Origin of the sequence: Actinosynnema sp. NPDC059797 (genome assembly GCF_042732085.1) — a bacterium.
Taxonomy (GTDB): Bacteria; Actinomycetota; Actinomycetes; order Mycobacteriales; family Pseudonocardiaceae; genus Actinosynnema.
This window is the reverse complement of sequence record NZ_JBHWIE010000002.1, coordinates 46,688-64,230: the sequence shown is the minus strand read 5'-3', so window position 1 is coordinate 64,230 and position 17,543 is coordinate 46,688. Positions and strand designations below refer to the sequence as shown.

Below are 17,543 nucleotides of genomic sequence, written 5' to 3'. Positions count from 1 at the left end.
GATCGGCCCGACCCCGGTGAGCTGGGAGCTGAACCGATCCACCTCACCATTCGCCCCGGTCGGCCGCCTCCCACATGCCCAGCACGGCGCGGGCCGCGGACACCGGGCGCTCCATCTGCGCCACGTGGCCGGTGCCCGGCAGCACCAGCAGCCGCCCGCGCGGCAGCAGCCGGGCGACCCGGGGCGCCTTGCGCACGCTGACCAGCCTGTCCTCCGCGCCCCAGATGACCAGCACCGGCGCGGTGACCTTCGGCGGCAGCAGCCACATCGACTTCGACCGGGGCACCAGCCAGGTGCGGATCAGCTCGATCGTGCTGCGGTTGAGCGCGTTGCCCGCCCACGCCTGCGCGGACCGCTCGGTGTACTCGTCCTCGCTCTGTTGGATGCGGTTGTCCGGCACGCTGGAGGGGTCGGCGAAGCACAGGCGCAGCATCTGGTGGGTGCGCTCGCGCGGCGTCACGGTGGCGAGCTGCTGCCGCACGCGGGCGCCGACGACCGGCAGGAACGCCAGCGGCAGCCGGCGGTCCGACACGCGGCGCAGGCTCAGCCGCAGGTCCGGCACGGCGGGCGAGACCAAGGTCAGCGTTTTCACCAGATCGGGTCGCGACGCGGCCACCATGAGGGTGATCGCGCCGCCCATGGAGTTGCCGAACAGGTCCACCGGGCCGACGCCCAGGGACTCGATGTAGCCGATGACCACCCGCGCGTGGGTGAGCATGCGGAAGTCGTAACCGTCGATCGGCTCGGAGCGGCCGAACCCGGGCAGGTCGAGGGCGTGCCCCTCCGCGTACCCGGCGAGCTGGGCGGACAGGTCGGTCCAGTTCGTGGACGAGCCGCCCAGGCCGTGGACGTACACGGCCGTCCGCGTCCCCTCGCCCGGCGTGCGCCGGACGTGCACGCGGTGCCCTTCGACCTCGACGTAGTCACCAGGCCACGGCCCGATCGTTGTGTCCAGTGGCGGTAGGGGCGCGGAGGACAGGGGTACGTGGGTGATGGCGGCTCTGCTCGCCTCCAGGGTCTCGGTCACGACCTCAGGATGCCTGCCCGGACGCCCCGTGAAACGAGGAGCTTTCCCGAATCGCTCCTACCAGCGAGTAAGGTTGCCGACGAGCCGGCGGGGGCAACCCCTTCCCGGTTCCGCGATGATTGGTTGGCTGGAGGCACCATGACGGAGACGGCCCAGACTGCGGTCGGGCACCACGGCGGCGCCGCGGGACGGGGCGTTCGGCTCCCCCGCACGGCCCGGCGCGCCCAATTGCTGGCCGCGGCGCAGGACGTGTTCGTGTCCAACGGCTACCACGCCGCGGCGATGGACGAGATCGCCGAGCGCGCGGGCGTCAGCAAGCCGGTGCTCTACCAGCACTTCCCCGGGAAGCTGGAGCTGTACATGGCGCTCCTGGAGTCCCACGTGGACGAGCTGGTGAACCGGGTGCGCAGCGCGCTGGAGTCCACCACGGACAACAAGCAGCGGGTCAAGGCGACGGTCGGCGCGTTCTACGACTTCGTGGACGGCGAGGGCCAGGCGTTCCGGATGGTGTTCGAGTCCGACCTGCGGGGCGAGCCCGCCGTGGCGCAGGCCGTGGAGCGGGCGACGACGGACAGCGTGGACGCGATCACCGAGACCATCACCGCCGACACCGGCCTGGACGAGCACCGCGCGCGGCTGCTGGCCGTGGGCCTGGTGGGGTTGTCGCAGGTGACGGCGCGGGCGTGGCTGGCGGACGACCGGAAGGTCCCGAAGGAGGACGCGGTCTCGCTGATCTCCACGTTGGCCTGGAAGGGCATCGGCGGCGGCTTCCCCCTGCAACACTCCGACCACTGAAGACGTGGGGGCCGCCTGCACCCCAGGCGGCCCACCCACCGGTTACAGCAGTGCCTTGACGTGCTCCGTGACCTCGGCGGCCCTCTCCAGCGGCAGCATGTGGCCCGCGCCGGGGTAGACGACCAGTTCCGCGTGGGGCAGCTCGTCCGCGACGACCCGCGCGTGCCTCAGCGGCGTGAGGCGGTCCGCCGTGCCCGCCAGCACCACCGCCGGCACCCGCGCCAACTGGGCCAGCGCCTTGCGCCGGTCGTGCTCGTCCAGCGAGCCCCGGAACGCCACCATGCCGACCGGGTGGCACCGCCCCACCATGTCCGCCGTCATCGCGACGTGCCGCCGGGACGGCCGCTCGCCGAACAGCAGCCAGCGCAGGCCCGGCCGCACCGCGCCGGTGCGCTTGAGCAGCCGCGGCTGCCGGGACCGGGCGATCCGCTGGTTCAGCGCCTTCTCCCCCGCCTGGAACAGCCGGCCGAACGGGTCGGGCAGGCCCAGCGTCGTGCCCGCGAGTTCACCCGAAGAGGTGGCGACCAGGACCACGCCCGCGACCCGGTCGACCAGCCCGGGGTGCTGCTCGGCCAGCGCCATGATCGTCATGCCGCCCATCGAGTGCCCGACCAGCACGACCCGCCCCTCGGGCACGAGGTCCGCGATCAGCTCGGCCAGGTCGTCGGCGCACCGGGCGATGGTGGCCGAGCCCGGCGGCGCGGGCTCGGAGCGGCCGTGCCCGCGCAGGTCGTAGCGCAGCACGCGGCCGGGCAGGTCCCGCGCGACCTCGTCCCACGAGGTGTGGTCGAGGGTCCAGCCGTGCACCAGCACGGTCGTGGTCGCCGCGTCGCGCGGGCCGGTGTCCACCACGTGCAGCCCGACGCCGTCCGAGGTGGTGAAGGTCCTCACCGGCGCGCTCATCCGAGGAGGAAGGACCGGCGCCACGCGCGCATCCCCGGCTTGCCGACGAGGCCGACCTCGTCCAGGAACTCCATGATCCGCTCGCCCGACCAGCGGATCGTCCCCTGCCAGTGGGGGTTGCCCAGGGCCGCCCGGTGCGCCTCGTCCCGGTCCAGGCCGACGGCGGCGTAGACCTCGGGGTTGATCAGCGACCGGGTGACGAACATGGACGTGGTGGCGAGCAGCCACCGCTGGTAGGGCAACTCCTTGCGGGTCAGCCGCGCCACGCCGCGCACGACCTCCTCGCGGGCGAACCGCACGTGGCGCGCCTCCTCCAGCACGTGGATGCGGTTGACCATGCGCACCAGCGGCTGCACGGACTCGTCGGCCATGGTCTCGCGCTGGAGCCGGTCCAGGACCTCCTCGGCGACCAGGATCGCGCCGTACAGGGCGGGGCCGTAGCCGATCACCGGCAGCAGCTTGCCGAGCCGGTGGGTGTGCGGGCGGGGGCCGTAGGGCGGGCAGCCGATGCGCTCGACCATGCGCGCGAACATCGTGGAGTGCCGGCACTCGTCGGCGACCTCGGTCAGCGCGTACTGGGCGTGCCTGGTCGTCGGGTCCGAGCGGTAGACCTCCTTGAGCAGGAGCTGCATCAGCAGGATCTCGAACCACAGGCCGACGGACGCGATGCTGGCGACCTCGTGCCGGGACAGGTCGATGCGCTGCTCCGGGCTCATCCGGTCCCACAGCGCGGTGCCGTAGAGCGAGCAGCGGTGCTCGGGGGTGTACCGGAGGCCGTCGACCAGCGGCGCGGACCAGTCGATGTCGACCTCGGGGTCGTAGAACTTGTCGGCGGAGGAGTTGAGCAGCCGTTCGGCGGTTTTCTCACGGTCCGTGACCTTCAACGCCCTCGTCATCGGCCCCTCCACGATCGGGTACATGTTACTTCAGGTAACGGTTACTTCTGGTAGCGTGCGTCACATGGCTCGAACTGTCAAGGGCGGTACGGACGCGCGGCGCGAGCGGTGGAAGGGCCACCGCGAGGCGCGGCGCGCCGAGTTCGTCGAGGCGACCATCCGCGCCGTCGCCCGGCACGGCCCCGACGTGGGCATGGACGAGATCGCCGCCGAGGCGGGCGTGAGCAAGCCGGTGCTCTACCGGCACTTCGCCGACAAGTCCGACCTGTACCTGGCGGTCGGGCAGCGGGCCACGGAGATGCTGATGGACCGGCTCGGCCCGGCCATCGGCCACGAGGGCCCCATCCGGGTGCGGATCAAGCGGATCGTCGACGCCTACCTGTCGGTGATCGAGGAGCACCCGAACCTGTACCGGTTCGTGGTGCGCGCGTCGTTCGCGGACCGCCCCGTCGAGCAGGACGTGGTCAGCGAGGACAAGACCATGATCGCCAACGCGCTGGCGCGGCTGCTCGGCGACTACCTGCGGGCGTTCGGCATGGACTCCGGCGGCGCCGAGCCGTGGGCGCACGCCCTGGTCGGCATGGTGCAGAACGCGGGCGACTGGTGGCTCGACCGGCAGTCGATGACGCGGGCGAGCCTGAGCGACTACCTGACCACGATCATCTGGCACGCCATCGACGGGCTGCTGCGCTCCGCGGGCGTCGAGCTCGACCCGGACGCCCCGCTGACCTCGGAGTTCGCCACCGGGGGCGCGCTGCCCGAGCCCCGGCTGCGGCTCGTCAACGGCGAGGAGGCGTGATGTCCGGCCAGGAGGAGCACGAGCACGGGGAGCACGAGGACAACTCGCACGACGACGGCTACACCGGCGAGGCCGTCCTGGTGTTCGACCGGCGCGAGGTGCCGGTCAGCGTCGAGCTGCGCGGCCACTTCCAGCCCATCGACGGCCGCTACCACTGGTACGGCCGGATCGCGGCGAACGAGCAGGTCGCCGAACTGGTGGAGGGCGGCGCGCGGACCGCGCTGCTGCGCACGCCCGAGGGCTCGGCGAACGGGTCGCTGACCGACCCGGACCCGTGGCGGCGCTACCGCGTGACCGGGATCTCCACCCCGCCGTTCCGGGTCGGCTGAGCGGACCGCGACACGCGGAAGGGCACCCGTTCGGGTGCCCTTCCGGTCGTCTGCGGCTCGGTCGAACGGCTCAGCCGGTGACGAAACCGACCTTGCGGGCGTCGCTCGGACCGATCTCCACGTAGGCGATGCGCGCCGCGGGCACCACGAAGCGGGCGCCCTTCTGGTCGACCAGCACGAGCTGCCCGGACCCCGCCTTCAGCGCGTCCGCGACCTGCGCCTCGACCTCATCGGGGGTGAGCCCGCTGGACACCACGAGCTCCCGCGGGCTGTCCGCGATGCCGACCCTGACCTCCACGCTGACCTCCGTGCGCGCGTTGATGGCTGTCGAACCAACACTAGCCGAGGCCGAGCGCGGTCATGCGGCGCGTGTGGCTCTGCTGGAGGCGGCGGAACAGCGTGGCGATGCCGGCCAGGTCCCCCGAACCGCGGATGATCAGCTCCGCCAGCCCGTCCCGCTCCGCCACCACGTACTGGGCCTGCGTCAACGCCTCGCCGAGCAGCCGGCGGCCCCACAGGGTGAGCCGGTCGCGCAGCTTCGGGTCCGCCTCGCACGCCGCCCGGACTTCGCGCTCGGCGAACGCCGAGTGCCCCGTGTCGGCCAGCACGGTCAGCACCAGCTCCCGGGTCGGCGCGTCCAGCCACTCGGCCACCTCGCGGTAGAAGTCGGCCGCCAGCGCGTCGCCCACGTAGGCCTTGACCAGCGACTCCAGCCACGACCGCGGCGCGGTGGAGGCGTGGAAGGCGTCGAAGCCCGCCGCGAACGGCCGCATCGCCTCCTCCAGCGAGCGGCCCCGCTCCGCCAGGTAGCCGTCCAGCAGCGCGTAGTGACCGATCTCGGCCGCGGCCATCCGCGACAGCGCCGCGCGCCCGGCCAGCGTGGGCGCGGTGCGGGCGTCCTCGGCCATCCGGTCGAACGCCGACAGCTCGCCGTACGCGATCGCGCCGAGCAGGTCCACGACCCCCTCGGCGAAGTCCTCGGCCGCCACCGCCCGACCCGCCTCCGCTTCGCTCATGCCGGGGAGCCTAGCCGGGCGCGCCGCACCCGCGACGTCGTCGTTGTGCCCCTATCGTCCAGGTCGACGGGTATTGTGGTTGTTCGACGCCCGGCGCGGCGCGGCCCAGCAGGGGCCCGCAGCGGTGCCGACGGCTGAACTGCGGCGGCACCGTGCCGCCTGGAGAGGGTGCGCGCACAAACCTCGCCGGCCCCTCCCGCGACTCGCCCGGCCCTCGGCGGCCCAGCGGCGGTGACGCGGTCGAGCGGCCCGTACAGGCCGTGCGCGCTGGTACGAGAGAGGCGATCACCCTGACCGCGATGAACGAAGAGACCCCCGTTGATCCCGTGACCCTGGAGCACAGCGAGGCGGGCCTCCCCGCGGAGGACACCTCGCACCCGCTGGAGGCCACCCCCGCGCCGGTGCTCACCGACTCGCCGACCTTCGCCGAGCTGGGCGTGCGCGAGGAGATCGTGCGCGCGCTCGCCGAGGCCGGCATCGAGCGGACGTTCGCCATCCAGGAGCTGACCCTGCCGCTCGCGCTCGCGGGCGACGACGTCATCGGCCAGGCCCGCACGGGCACCGGCAAGACGCTCGGCTTCGGCATCCCGCTGCTCCAGCGCATCACCACGCCCGGCGACGGCACGCCGCAGGCGCTGGTCGTGGTGCCGACGCGCGAGCTGTGCCTCCAGGTCACCCACGACCTGACCGACGCGGCCAAGCACCTGGGCGTGCGCGTGCTGGCCATCTACGGCGGCCGGCCGTACGAGCCGCAGATCGCGGCGCTGCGCAAGGGCGTGGACGTCGTCGTCGGCACCCCGGGCCGGCTGCTCGACCTGGCCGAGCAGCGGCACCTCGTGCTCGGCAAGGTGCGCGGGCTGGTGCTCGACGAGGCCGACGAGATGCTCGACCTGGGCTTCCTGCCCGACATCGAGCGGATCCTGCGCATGGTGCCCGACGAGCGGCAGACCATGCTGTTCTCGGCGACCATGCCGGGGCCGATCATCACGCTGGCCCGGACGTTCCTCAACCAGCCCACGCACGTGCGGGCCGAGGAGAACGACGCGGGCGCGATCCACGAGCGCACCGAGCAGTTCGTCTACCGGGCCCACGCCCTGGACAAGACCGAGCTGCTGGCCCGGATGCTCCAGGCGCGCGAACGCGGCCTGTCCATGATCTTCACCCGCACCAAGCGCACCGCGCAGAAGGTGGCGGACGACCTGGTCGAGCGCGGCTTCGCGGCCGCCGCCGTCCACGGTGACCTGGGGCAGGGCGCGCGCGAGCAGGCGCTGCGGGCGTTCCGCGCGGGCAAGATCGACGTGCTGGTGGCCACCGACGTGGCGGCGCGCGGCATCGACGTCGAGGGCGTCACCCACGTCATCAACTACCAGTGCCCGGAGGACGAGAAGACCTACGTGCACCGCATCGGCCGCACGGGCCGCGCGGGGCGCACGGGCGTCGCGGTCACGCTGGTGGACTGGGACGAGGAGCCGCGCTGGAAGATGATCAGCGACACCCTCGGCCTGGGCAAGCCGGAGCCGGTGGAGACCTACTCGACGTCGGACCACCTGTTCGCCGACCTGGACATCCCGGCGGGCTCGACCGGCCGGCTGCCGCTGGGCCTGCGCACGCGGGCGGGCCTGGACGCCGAGCCCGAGGAGAACCTGAAGTCCGATAAGAAGTCGCGCCGGCGGCGTCGGGGCCGGGGCGAGGCGGGCGGCGACGAGACCCCCGCGAAGTCGTCGTCCTCGTCTTCGTCGTCCTCGGACGGCGAGGACGGGACCAAGCGCCCGCGCCGGAGGCGCCGCAGCCGTGCCGGCGTGGCCGTCGAGGGCGAGGAGAAGACGAGCGAGGTGCCCGCGGGCGCGCCCGCCGACGCCGAGGGCGGTGCCGCCGCCGAGGGTGGCGCGAGCCGTCCGCGCAGGCGCAGGCGCCGCCGCACCGGTGGCGGCGAGGCGGCGGAAACCCCGTCGGCCGAGTAGGCTCACCCCGGCCCAACAGGGCTTTTGACCTGGCTGGACGGTTCGCGGATCACACGATTGAGTGATCATGGGCCGACAATGTACGAAAACGGCGTTACCGATACTCGGTTAATGGAGTAAGGAGCGCCGACCACCACAGGACCGCGGCTCACCAGGGCCGCGGTCCACCCATGAGGCGGCGACTCCCGGGGCGCGAATCCCGGACCGCGGTCCACCGGGGTTGAGACCCGATCAGGGCCTCGCCCCACCAGGCACAGCCGCCCCCCGGGCCAAGGTCCCACCGGACCACGGCCACCCGGGACCAGAGCCCCACCGGACCACCAGCCGGCCCAGGGCCGGAGCCCCACCAGGCCACGGCCGCCCAGGGCCGGCGTCCCACCGGACCACGGCCACCAAGGGCTGGAGCCCCACCGGACCAAAGCGATCCAGGGCCGGAGCCCCACCGGGCCACCAGCCGAGCCGGGCTGGAGCCCACCGGCCACCAGCCGACCAGGGCCGGAGCCCCACCAGGCCACCGCCGACCCGAGCCGGAGCCCTGCCGAGGCCGGGACCCCCGGCAGCAGCGGCCCCGTCCGGGCGGGTCCTGGCCGCCAGGGCGGTCGGGGTGTCACCGGGGCTGACCGGTGTCACCGGGGCTGTTGGGTGTCGCAAGGACTGACGGGTGCCACCTGGGCCGACAGGTGTCACAGGGGCTGTTCGGGTGTCACAGGGGCTGAGGTTCACACCGACCTCTTCCCCGTGGTGGCAGCATGTCCGCCAGACAGATCGCCGACCAACGGGGAGCCGGGCAGTGGGTCAGCCGGAGCAGGCGGAGGGAAACGGGCGGGTCGTCCTGGAGGAGGACGTCCTGGAAGAGCCCGCCGACCTCCACGACGACGCGGACGAGCCGCTACCCGCCCGCTCGTGGCGCACCAGGGCCGACTTCATCGGCGTCGCGCTGGTGACCGTGGCGGTGCTGGTCGCCGGGCTGGTGGTGTGGCTCACCAGCGACGCCCGCAACACGACCAGCCAGACCGGGCCGTCGCAGGTCACGCCGCTCCAGCCGGTGACCGTGCTGCCGCCCTCGCTCGCCGAGGTGTGGCGGGCGCCCAGCGGCGCTACCCCGGTGCCGGTGAACATCGACTCGGTCGTGGTCACCGGCGACGGCGGCGAGGTGGTCGGCCGCGACGCGCTGACCGGTGACGTGCGCTGGCGCTACAGCCGCGACCTGCCGCTGTGCACCGTGTCCACCGCGTGGGGCCGCGTGTTCGCCGTGCACGGCAAGAGCACCAACTGCTCGGAGGTCACCACCCTCGACATCGCCTCCGGCAGCCGCGGCCCGCAGCGGAACGGGGACGCCGAGTTCGGCACCCGCCTGCTGAACGAGGGCTCGCACGTGCTCACCACCGGCGAGAAGTACGTCGAGATCTACCGCCGCGACGACCTGGTGCGGTCGCTGGAGTACGGCACCCTGCGCGCCATCGTGAACCCGGGCAAGCAGCCGCGCACCAACTGCACGTACGGCTCGTTCGCGGTCGCGCCCGGCAAGGTCGCGGTGCTGGAGCGGTGCCCCCAGCAGGACCCCGGCGACCGGATCACGATCCTCAAGCCGAACCCCGAGAAGTCCGACGAGCCGCAGGTCATCAGCAGCCTGGCGCTCGCGGGCAAGGGCGCCCGGGTGGTCGCGCTGACGTCGACGCGGGTCGCGGTGGCCACGCCCGGCAAGCTGACGGTGTTCGACGCCGACAACGGCAGCACGGTCGGCGAGTACCCGGTCGAGGTGACCGCCGACGAGCTGGCGGGCGACCCGCCCGGCCGCGTGGCGTCGACCTTCACCAGCACCGCGAACACCTACTGGTTCACCGGGTCGCGGACGATCGCGCTGTCGCTCAACGACCTCAACCCGCTCTGGACCGTGGCCGGCACGCGCGGCGCGGGCACCACGCTGGCCGGTCACCTGCTCGTGCCGGTCGCCGACGGGCTGGACGTGATCGACCAGGTCAGCGGCCAGCGGGTCGCCTCGGTTCCGGTCGACCGGGACGGGTACACCGGACCCGTGGAGATGGCCACCGAGGGGCCGATCGTGCTGGAGCAGCGCGGCGGCACGCTGGTCGCCCTCCGGTAGCGGGAAATCCGATAACTGGCGAATGGGAAAATAAGGGCGAACAGTGGCAATTCGGGCCTGGTCGCCCGGTGTCACCGGCCTCGCGCCCTCACCACCCGGACGGCCCCGCAGCCGCTCCGGCGGACCGCCACGCGTCCGCGCGCGGAGTGCGGCAGACTGCCAGACGTGCACTCGCAGTTCAGCCCGCACCGCGCCGCGCGCGTCGACCTGCCCGGCAGGCACGGCCCGATCGCGGCCCTCCACTCCCCCGCCGCCGGTCGTGATCTCGGGGCCACGGCGCTGCTGGTCCCCGGCTACACGGGGTCCAAGGAGGACTTCGCGCCGCTGCTCGACCCGATCTCCGACGCGGGTGTCGAGGTCGTCGCGATCGACCTGCCGGGCCAGTACGAGTCGGCCGGGCCGGTCGCCGAGGCGGAGTACCGGCCCTCGGTGCTGGGCGTGGGGCTCGCCGAGCTGGTGGCGAAGCTCGCCGCGGAGGGCAGGCGCGTGCTGCTGCTGGGCCACTCGTTCGGCGGGCTGGTGGCGCGTGGCGCGGTGCTGGCGGGCGCTCCGGTGTCGGGGTTGACGCTGCTCTCGTCGGGCCCGTCCGAGCTGCCGCCGGGTGCTCGGCGCAGCGCCCTCGACTACGGGGAGCTGGTGCTGCGCGAGCAGGGCGTCGAGGCGTCGCAGCAGGTCAACGAGACCCGTCAGGCGCTGAACCCGCGCTGGCGGATGATCCCGCAGGAGCTGAAGGACTTCTACCGGGAGCGGTTCGTGCGCTCGTCGCCGGCGGGCCTGCTGGGCATGGGCGAGGCGCTGCGCACCGAGCCGGACCTGGTGGCGAAGCTGGCCCGCACCCTGCGCACGGCGGGCATCCCGTGCCTGGTGGCGTGCGGCGAGCTGGACGACGCGTGGTCGGCGGCGGCGCAGCGGGACATGGCCGAGCGCCTCGACGCGGACTTCGCGGTGCTGTCCGGGGTGGTGCACTCGCCGAACACCGAGGCGCCGGACGCGCTGCTGGGCACGCTGCTGCCGACGTGGCGGGCGTGGCTCAGCTGAGGCGTCTCACGCCCACCGGCCCCACGCCCACCAGGTTCACGCCCACCAGTAGAACCACATGGTCAGGGCGGTGAGCACCACCACGACCAGGCCGCACACCACGGCGGTCCGGCCGGTCCGGCGATCGGCGAGGACCTGCGCCACCGCCGCCGCGACGGCCGCGGCGGCGTGGCCGGCGACCACGTCGAGCCCCGGTCCGGGCAGGTCGCGGGAGCCCGCGTAGACCTGCACGCCGATCAGGGCCAGCGCCAGCAGCACCAGTCCGACGGCGAGCGTTCCGCTGACGCCGCGCCACACCTTGGCCACTCGCGGTTCGGGTCTGCTGTCGACCATCGTCACGCGTCAACTCTACGGCGCGAGCAGTTCCCACGGTTCGAGCGCCGGCGACGCCCGCTGCCCCTCGGGGCAGGAGCGCCGGAAGTCGCACCAGGTGCACTGCCGGCCGGTGCGGGGCGGGAACAGGACGTCCCGGTCACCGCCCGCGGCGAGGGTGTCGGAGGCGAGGCTCAGCTCGTCGGCTGCCTCCTCGGCCCGCGCCACGTGCCGCCCCAGGCTCTCCTCGGTGTGCTCCCACACGGCGACCGACCTGGTCGGCAGGTGGTGCAGCTCGACCCGGTGGCACGGCCGGCGCAGGGTGCGCCGCGCGGCCAGCGCGTACAGGGCGAGCGCCTGGGAGCCGCGCGCGTCGTCCACGGTCAACGCGTGCCGCCCGGTCTTGTAGTCCACGATCACCAGTTCGCCGTCGCGCAGGTCGATGCGGTCGACCCGCCCCTCGGCGACGATCTTCGACGTGGGGGTGGACACCCAGCGCTCGATGCCGACCGGTTCGATCGCGGTGTCGAGGCCCTCCACGTAGTCGCGCACCCAGCCGACCGCCCGGTCCCGGTAGGTGGCGGCCTGCTCGGCGTCGCGGAACCCGTCGTCCTTCCACTGCCGGTGCAGCAGGGCGACGGCCTGCTCGGGCGTGCGGCGGTCGGCGGGCAGGTCGAACAGCGCCTTGAGGGCGTTGTGGACGACGGCGCCGAGCGTGTTGTGCGCCCACGCGCCGCCGCGCGGCGGTGTCGGCCGGTCGAGGTAGGCCATGCGGAAGCGACGCGGGCAGTCGGCCCACGTGGACAGCTTCGCCGGCGTCACCTTCACCAGCTTCTTCGGCGCGGCGCCGAAGTCGAACCCCAACTGCTCAGGCACGGCCCCCAAGTTACCGAGGGGGTCCGACAGCGCCCGGAGCGCCACCTCAGCCGACGAGGACCTTGCAGCCGGTGGCGCGGTCGGCCAGGGCGTCGAGCACGTCCGGCGAGGTGGTCTCGGCGCCGAGGCGCACCGTCTTGTTCGTGCCGTGGTAGTCGCTGGAGCCGGTGGTGAGCAGGCCCAGTTCGCGGGCCAGGCCGCGCAGCCGCGCCCTGGTCCCGCCGTCGTGGTCGGGGTGGTCCACCTCGACGCCGGCCAGGCCCAGGTCCGCCAGGTCGGCCAGGACCTGGTCGCCGACGATCGGTCCGCGGGAGGTGGCGAAGGGGTGCGCGAGCACCGTCACGCCGCCGGCCTCGGTGATCATCTGGATGGCCCGCTCCACGGGCGTGTCCGTCCTGGGCACGTAGTACCGGCCGCCGGTCAGGTACTTGGCGAACGCCTCGTCCACGGTGTCCACCACGCCGGCCCGGATGAGCGCCATCGCCAGGTGCGGGCGGCCCGCGGGCGCGTCGGCGGGCATGGCGGCCATGATCTCGTCCGGGTCGATGGGGAAGCCGTCGGCGACCATGCGCTCGGCCATCCGCCGCAGCCGCTGCCGCCGTTCGAGGCGCAGCCTGAGCTGCTCCTCGACCAGCGCGGGCGAGGTGTGGTCGTACAGGTAGGCCAGGAGGTGCACGGTGATCGTCCGGCCGAGGCCGTCGTCGGAGGCGCAGGACAGCTCCGCGCCGCGCACGAGCTTCAGGCCGGGCGGCAGGGCGTTGGCCGCCTCCGCCCAGCCCGCGGCGGTGTCGTGGTCGGTCAGCGCGACGGCGCCGAGACCCGTGGCCGCCGCGGCGGCCACGAGTTCGGCGGGCGTGTCGGTGCCGTCGGACTCGGTCGAGTGCGCGTGCAGGTCGATTCGCACCCGTCCAGTCTGGACTACGGCCGCGCGCGGCCTACGGCACCATCTTCTTGCCGCGCGCCGCGCGCTGCGCCTTGATCATCGAGAAGCGCTCGGCCTGGGCCTTCTTGTCGCCGAAGGTCAGCTCGGAGATCGCGTCGTAGACCTCCTCGGGGTTGGGCAGGTACTCGATCCGGTTGAGGGCCTGGATCTGACCCGCCGACTCCACGACGAGGGTGCCGAAGCCGAACATGCGCCCGAGGAACGTGCGCTCGTAGGTGAGGTCGGTCACCTTGCTGATCGGCATCATGGCGACCTTGGTCTCGAAGACCCCCGAGGAGATCATGAACCTCTTGTCGGTGACGACGATCCGCTCCACCCACCACTCCATGACGAAGTAGGCCAGCCTGAGCAGCACGAACAGGGACGCGTACCAGAGGATGTTCTGGATGAGCCCGGCGTTCTCCGGCAGCAGGTAGGAGATGATCATGGCGCCCGCGAGGAGCGCCGCAGCCTCCAGGAGGTCCCAGAGCAGGCTGCTCCAGTGCCTGCGTACCCGGATGACCCGCCGCTCGGTCGGCAGCAGGTACTCGTCGGGGTCCCGTGGTGCGAACATGCCTAGACCTCTCGCCGAGGGGAGGGAGGAGCCGGGCGACTCAGAACAATTGTTTCACGAAGGTGATGAGCGCCTCAGCGGCTTCCCGGAGGGTCCCGAGGATGTTCTGCACCAGCTGAGCCGCCTGCTGCGGCTCCGCGATGAGGAAGAACAGGACCAAGCCGACCCCGGCGAAGGTGAGAATCTTCTTCAGATTCACGGTGATCAACCCCGTTCGCTACCGCACCCGTTTGGCGCCAGTGAAAACCGTTGTACCGCACTCGGCGGCGAGTCGGGAGATTTGTACCGCACTCGGGGCAGCCTCCAGCACCGCCAACCCGGTGTGACTACTCTTCGTGATCGTGACGGCCAAAAGTGAGCCTCGGATCCGCTGCGTTGGCGCGATCGCGCATGACTCGAACGGGCGATTGCTGATTGTGCGTCGCCGCAATCCCCCAGGTGAGGGACTGTGGTCACTCCCCGGAGGCCGCGTCGAACCGGGTGAATCCGACGAGACCGCAATTATGCGGGAAGTATTCGAGGAGACGGGACTCTCCGTGACCGTCGGGGCGCTGATCGGCACAGTGCTCCGACCTGCGCCGCAGGGCGTCTACGAGATCCACGACTACGCCTGCCAGGTGCGATCGGGGGCGCTGCGGGCGGGTGACGACGCCACCGACGCCCGGTGGGCCGACGCTGCGATCTTGGCCACACTCCCACTCGTCGGGATGCTCCACGACACCCTCGCGGGGTGGGGGCAGCTCCCCCGCCGCTGATCGACTTCGCCCGATCAGGGGAGCCAGGTCAGCCGTTGGCCGTGCGGGGCGGTGCGCGCCAGCGCGCGGGCCGAGCGCGGCTCCCCGCCCTCGAAGCGCACCAGCCCGAGCACGCCGAACGCCGGCTCGTCCGGTCCCACCCGCAGGTCGTCCCGCCCCGGCAGGACGTGCGCCAGGCCCGCCGCGTAGCCCTCGTGGCCGACCCACCACACCGGCCGGCCCAGCCCGGCCAGCGCCGCGACGAACTCCTCGCCCGGGAGGTACGGCAGCGTGTTGCTGGTCATCACGACCAGCGGCAGCGCTTCGGGAACCCGCGCGGCCGCGCGGGCGAGGTCGGCCACCGCGTCACCGGTCACGAACTCCGGCGGCGACTTGCGCTGCGCGGCCGCCGCGACGCCGAACAGCCGCAGGCGCTCCGGCTGGTCGGCCCACACGCACGCCTCCAACCAGGCGTAGGTGTCCTCGTCGGTCAGGTCCGCGGGCGCCCGGTCGAGGCCGACGCGCGCGGCCACCTTGATCGACTTGGGGATCTTCGGCAGCTCCGCGCCGGGCGCGAGCTCCAGCGCGCAGTGCAGCCCGACCGGGGCCTTCGCCGGCCCGGCGGCGAGCTGGCCCGCCTGCTGGGTCTGGTAGCGGTAGGCGTACCGGTCGAGGTTGAGCAGCAGACCGGCCGAGCAGCCGACCTCCAGCAGCCCGACCGGTCCCTTGACCTGCGCCAGCGCCGGGTAGAGCAGGGCGGCGCGGCGCACCTCGTTGGTCTGCGTGGTGCGCCGCGAGACCAGGTCCCGCACGCGGTCGGCGCGCTCCAGCACGAACTCCCGGAACAGCGGCCACGTGCCCTCGTCCGGGCCGCACGTGCCGCCCAGCGAGGGGTAGTAGTCGGACAGCCGGTGGAAAGGCTCGGCCTGGAGCAGCCGGTGGACCGCCGCCAGCAGCAGCGTCGGGTACGCGAACCGCTCCGGCGCGGCGGTCAGCAGGCCGGCGACCTCGTCGTCCTCGGCCGCGCGGGCGGCCAGGTGCTCGTAGAGCGGGGAGACGCCGCGCGCCTCCTGCCGGGCGAACGCGGCCAGCGACTCGCGGACGCGGTCCAGAGAGGTCATATCGCTCCTTTTGCCCGGTTCAACCGAAACTTGCCCGATCGTCCACCCCGCCCGGCCGACCCTCCGAGCCGACCCGACCTCGCCGACCCGACCCCGCCCGGCCGGCCCTCCGGTCAGCCCGCCGAGGGTTCCGGCCTGCCCGGCTGCTCGCCGCCGCGCGCCTCGCCGTAGGAGCGCTTCGGCACCATCACCTTGCGGCGGAACACGCAGACGACCGTGCCGTCCTGCTTGTACCCGCGCGTCTCCACGTGCACGACGCCCCGGTCGTCCTTCGACTTCGACGGGGTCTTGCCCAGCACCTCGGTCTCACCGTAGATGGTGTCGCCGTGGAAGGTCGGCTTGACGTGCCTGAGCGACTCGACCTCCAGGTTGGCGATGGCCTTGCCCGAGACGTCCGGCACCGACATGCCCAGCAGCAGCGAGTAGACGTAGTTGCCCACCACCACGTTCTTGCCGAAGTCGGTGGTCTCCGCCGCGTAGTGCGCGTCCAGGTGCAGCGGGTGGTGGTTCATGGTCAGCAGGCAGAACAGGTGGTCGTCGTACTCGGTGACCGTCTTGCCCGGCCAGTGCTTGTAGACCGCGCCGACCTCGAACTCCTCGTAGTATCGCCCGAACTGCACTACCGCCTCCGTTGGCTGTCGTGGGCCCGCGTGCGGTGGAAGACCACACCCGGCCGGGACGACAGTGTGAGCACCGGGGGAGTACCCTCGGCAACTGGTCTGTGAGCGACTCCACCGCCACCGGCCGCCGACCCGAGGAGGTGAGGACTACCGATGAGTAACGATCCCCATCCTGCGAGTACCTCGCGCGTCCTCATCGGGGAGCCGGCTTCCCACAGCTAGCACCAGCGGTACCGGTCGGGGACGTGCCGTCGTCGTTCGTCGATGTCGACGCCCTGCTTCCCGGAGGTTCCTCGTGCCCAGCCTGCCCTCGCTCGGCGGCCTGAGAGGCCGCTCGCCCGACCGCGACCGCCCGGCCGCGCCGATCCCGGTGCCCCTGTCCGCCTACGTCGTGGACTGCGGCGTGTACGTCGACGGCGCGCGCCTGCCCGGCCGCTGGACGCACGCCGCCGCGGTGGAGGAGGTGCGCGGGCGCGGCGAGGGGTTCGTCTGGATCGGCCTGCACGAGCCGGACGCCGAGCAGATCGAGGGCGTCGCGGACACCTTCGGCCTGCACGAGCTGGCCGTCGAGGACGCCGTGCACGCCCACCAGCGGCCCAAGCTGGAGCGCTACGACGACACGCTGTTCATGGTGCTCAAGACCGTCCGCTACGTCCAGAACTCCTCCCCCGACACCGCCAACGAGATCGTCGAGAGCGGCGAGATCATGGTGTTCCTGGGCCGCGACTTCGTGGTGACGGTCCGGCACGGCAACCACTCCGGCCTGGCCGCGGTGCGCCGCGAGCTGGAGGCCGAGCCGGAGCGGATGAAGGTCGGCCCGGCCGCGGTGCTGTACTCGATCGCCGACCACGTGGTCGACAACTACCTGGACGTGACCGACCACATCGAGGACGACATCGACTCGATGGAGGCGCTGGTCTTCCAGCCGCGCAGCCGGGTCAGCGCCGACCAGATCTACCTGATGAAGCGCGAGGTGCTGGAGCTGCGCCGCGCCGTGATGCCGCTGGCCGTGCCGCTGCGCAGGCTCGCCGAGGGCTACACGCCGCTGATCCCCGACCAGGTGCGCTCCTACTTCCGCGACGTCGACGACCACCTCACCCAGGTGTCCGAGCGCGTGTCGAACTTCGACGAGCTGCTGACCACGCTGGTCAACGCCGTGCTGGCGAAGATCACGCTCCAGCAGAACCTGGACATGCGCAAGCTCGCCTCCTGGGTGGCGATCATCTCCGTGCCGACCATGGTGGTCGGCGTGTACGGCATGAACTTCGAGCACATGCCGGAGCTGGAGTGGAAGTACGGCTACCCCATGGTGATCTCGGTGATCCTCGTGGTGTGCCTGACGCTGTACCGAATATTCCGTCGCAACGAGTGGCTGTGACCCCCACCCCTCCTCCCGCGACAGGAACCCGTGCCATGACCAGGATGCTCACCAACCTCCGCTTCTGGGTGCTCACCTTCCTGCTGGGCTGGCTCACCACGGTGACCCTGCTCATCGCCACCGGCAGCTGAGCGGCCC

The 17,543-nt window shown here is 72.5% G+C and carries 20 protein-coding genes; 8 read left to right on the top strand and 12 right to left on the bottom strand.

Annotated elements, in window-relative coordinates:
- Positions 1-43: 43 nt before the first annotated feature.
- Positions 44-1,027, bottom strand: coding sequence for an alpha/beta fold hydrolase (locus ACFV4N_RS01245; protein ID WP_499670476.1), 984 nt, complete (start codon positions 1,025-1,027; stop codon positions 44-46).
- Between the two features lie 138 nt (positions 1,028-1,165).
- Between ACFV4N_RS01245 and ACFV4N_RS01240 the strand changes: the two genes are divergently transcribed.
- Positions 1,166-1,822, top strand: a complete 657-nt coding sequence (locus tag ACFV4N_RS01240; protein WP_499670475.1) for a TetR/AcrR family transcriptional regulator — start codon at positions 1,166-1,168, stop codon at positions 1,820-1,822.
- Positions 1,823-1,864: 42 nt separating this feature from the next.
- On the opposite strand, the gene ACFV4N_RS01235 is transcribed toward ACFV4N_RS01240, so the two are convergent.
- On the bottom strand, positions 1,865-2,725 hold the full coding sequence (locus ACFV4N_RS01235) for an alpha/beta fold hydrolase (protein WP_499670474.1): 861 nt from the start codon (positions 2,723-2,725) through the stop codon (positions 1,865-1,867).
- The gene (locus tag ACFV4N_RS01230; RefSeq protein ID WP_499670473.1) at positions 2,722-3,621 is read right to left on the bottom strand and encodes an AurF N-oxygenase family protein; all 900 of its coding nucleotides are present in this window, start codon (positions 3,619-3,621) and stop codon (positions 2,722-2,724) included. Before ACFV4N_RS01230 ends, ACFV4N_RS01235 begins: the two co-directional genes overlap by 4 nt.
- 64 nt (positions 3,622-3,685) lie before the next feature.
- Between ACFV4N_RS01230 and ACFV4N_RS01225 the strand changes: the two genes are divergently transcribed.
- Positions 3,686-4,420 carry a TetR/AcrR family transcriptional regulator gene (locus tag ACFV4N_RS01225; RefSeq protein ID WP_499670472.1) on the top strand — a complete coding sequence of 245 codons (735 nt, stop codon included), beginning with the start codon at positions 3,686-3,688 and terminating at the stop codon, positions 4,418-4,420.
- Positions 4,420-4,749 carry a DUF4873 domain-containing protein gene (locus ACFV4N_RS01220; protein WP_499670471.1) on the top strand — a complete coding sequence of 110 codons (330 nt, stop codon included), beginning with the start codon at positions 4,420-4,422 and terminating at the stop codon, positions 4,747-4,749. The genes ACFV4N_RS01225 and ACFV4N_RS01220 overlap by 1 nt, the downstream gene beginning before the upstream one ends.
- 70 nt (positions 4,750-4,819) lie before the next feature.
- Here the strand turns inward: ACFV4N_RS01220 and ACFV4N_RS01215 are convergent, their stop codons facing one another.
- Complete coding sequence (locus ACFV4N_RS01215; RefSeq protein WP_499670470.1) at positions 4,820-5,047, bottom strand: DUF3107 domain-containing protein; 228 nt, start codon at positions 5,045-5,047, stop codon at positions 4,820-4,822.
- 40 nt (positions 5,048-5,087) lie between these two features.
- Positions 5,088-5,765, bottom strand: a complete 678-nt coding sequence (locus ACFV4N_RS01210; protein ID WP_499670469.1) for a ferritin-like fold-containing protein — start codon at positions 5,763-5,765, stop codon at positions 5,088-5,090.
- Between the two features lie 299 nt (positions 5,766-6,064).
- Between ACFV4N_RS01210 and ACFV4N_RS01205 the strand changes: the two genes are divergently transcribed.
- From ACFV4N_RS01205 to ACFV4N_RS01195, 3 genes are all read left to right on the top strand, one after another.
- Entirely contained in the window at positions 6,065-7,726 is a 1,662-nt protein-coding gene (locus ACFV4N_RS01205) for a DEAD/DEAH box helicase (RefSeq protein ID WP_499670468.1), read from the top strand.
- 790 nt (positions 7,727-8,516) lie between these two features.
- On the top strand, positions 8,517-9,830 hold the full coding sequence (locus ACFV4N_RS01200; protein WP_499670467.1) for an Rv3212 family protein: 1,314 nt from the start codon (positions 8,517-8,519) through the stop codon (positions 9,828-9,830).
- Between the two features lie 165 nt (positions 9,831-9,995).
- The gene (locus tag ACFV4N_RS01195; RefSeq protein WP_499670466.1) at positions 9,996-10,868 is read left to right on the top strand and encodes an alpha/beta fold hydrolase; all 873 of its coding nucleotides are present in this window, start codon (positions 9,996-9,998) and stop codon (positions 10,866-10,868) included.
- Positions 10,869-10,904: 36 nt separating this feature from the next.
- Here ACFV4N_RS01195 and ACFV4N_RS01190 read toward each other — a convergent pair whose 3' ends face one another.
- Genes ACFV4N_RS01190 through ACFV4N_RS01170 form a run of 5 tightly spaced genes read right to left on the bottom strand, consistent with a single transcriptional unit; the run spans position 10,905 to position 13,751 of the window.
- On the bottom strand, positions 10,905-11,207 hold the full coding sequence (locus ACFV4N_RS01190) for a hypothetical protein (protein ID WP_499670465.1): 303 nt from the start codon (positions 11,205-11,207) through the stop codon (positions 10,905-10,907).
- 9 nt (positions 11,208-11,216) lie between these two features.
- The gene (locus ACFV4N_RS01185; RefSeq protein ID WP_499670464.1) at positions 11,217-12,056 is read right to left on the bottom strand and encodes a RecB family exonuclease; all 840 of its coding nucleotides are present in this window, start codon (positions 12,054-12,056) and stop codon (positions 11,217-11,219) included.
- Between the two features lie 46 nt (positions 12,057-12,102).
- Positions 12,103-12,960 carry a PHP domain-containing protein gene (locus ACFV4N_RS01180; RefSeq protein WP_499670463.1) on the bottom strand — a complete coding sequence of 286 codons (858 nt, stop codon included), beginning with the start codon at positions 12,958-12,960 and terminating at the stop codon, positions 12,103-12,105.
- Between the two features lie 31 nt (positions 12,961-12,991).
- On the bottom strand, positions 12,992-13,552 hold the full coding sequence (locus ACFV4N_RS01175) for a PH domain-containing protein (protein ID WP_499670462.1): 561 nt from the start codon (positions 13,550-13,552) through the stop codon (positions 12,992-12,994).
- 40 nt (positions 13,553-13,592) lie between these two features.
- On the bottom strand, positions 13,593-13,751 hold the full coding sequence (locus ACFV4N_RS01170) for a hypothetical protein (RefSeq protein ID WP_170185132.1): 159 nt from the start codon (positions 13,749-13,751) through the stop codon (positions 13,593-13,595).
- Between the two features lie 142 nt (positions 13,752-13,893).
- Between ACFV4N_RS01170 and ACFV4N_RS01165 the strand changes: the two genes are divergently transcribed.
- Complete coding sequence (locus ACFV4N_RS01165) at positions 13,894-14,307, top strand: NUDIX hydrolase (RefSeq protein WP_499670549.1); 414 nt, start codon at positions 13,894-13,896, stop codon at positions 14,305-14,307.
- A gap of 14 nt (positions 14,308-14,321) precedes the next feature.
- On the opposite strand, the gene ACFV4N_RS01160 is transcribed toward ACFV4N_RS01165, so the two are convergent.
- On the bottom strand, positions 14,322-15,407 hold the full coding sequence (locus ACFV4N_RS01160; RefSeq protein ID WP_499670461.1) for a DUF2332 domain-containing protein: 1,086 nt from the start codon (positions 15,405-15,407) through the stop codon (positions 14,322-14,324).
- Positions 15,408-15,520: 113 nt separating this feature from the next.
- The gene (locus ACFV4N_RS01155) at positions 15,521-16,027 is read right to left on the bottom strand and encodes a MaoC family dehydratase (protein ID WP_499670460.1); all 507 of its coding nucleotides are present in this window, start codon (positions 16,025-16,027) and stop codon (positions 15,521-15,523) included.
- 295 nt (positions 16,028-16,322) lie between these two features.
- Between ACFV4N_RS01155 and corA the strand changes: the two genes are divergently transcribed.
- Positions 16,323-17,405 (top strand): magnesium/cobalt transporter CorA, encoded by a 1,083-nt coding sequence (gene corA / locus ACFV4N_RS01150; RefSeq protein ID WP_499670459.1) that lies wholly within the window; start codon positions 16,323-16,325, stop codon positions 17,403-17,405.
- Positions 17,406-17,543 lie beyond the last annotated feature (138 nt).

Excerpts from the sequence above, each read along its gene's own strand:
- ACFV4N_RS01240 (WP_499670475.1), top strand. The coding sequence starts at position 1,166 with ATGACGGAGACGGCCCAGACTGCGGTCGGGCACCACGGCGGCGCCGCG.
- ACFV4N_RS01235 (WP_499670474.1), bottom strand. The coding sequence starts at position 2,725 with ATGAGCGCGCCGGTGAGGACCTTCACCACCTCGGACGGCGTCGGGCTG.
- ACFV4N_RS01230 (WP_499670473.1), bottom strand. The coding sequence starts at position 3,621 with ATGACGAGGGCGTTGAAGGTCACGGACCGTGAGAAAACCGCCGAACGG.
- ACFV4N_RS01225 (WP_499670472.1), top strand. The coding sequence starts at position 3,686 with ATGGCTCGAACTGTCAAGGGCGGTACGGACGCGCGGCGCGAGCGGTGG.
- ACFV4N_RS01220 (WP_499670471.1), top strand. The coding sequence starts at position 4,420 with ATGTCCGGCCAGGAGGAGCACGAGCACGGGGAGCACGAGGACAACTCG.
- ACFV4N_RS01210 (WP_499670469.1), bottom strand. The coding sequence starts at position 5,765 with ATGAGCGAAGCGGAGGCGGGTCGGGCGGTGGCGGCCGAGGACTTCGCC.
- ACFV4N_RS01205 (WP_499670468.1), top strand. The coding sequence starts at position 6,065 with ATGAACGAAGAGACCCCCGTTGATCCCGTGACCCTGGAGCACAGCGAG.
- ACFV4N_RS01175 (WP_499670462.1), bottom strand. The coding sequence starts at position 13,552 with ATGTTCGCACCACGGGACCCCGACGAGTACCTGCTGCCGACCGAGCGG.
- ACFV4N_RS01160 (WP_499670461.1), bottom strand. The coding sequence starts at position 15,407 with ATGACCTCTCTGGACCGCGTCCGCGAGTCGCTGGCCGCGTTCGCCCGG.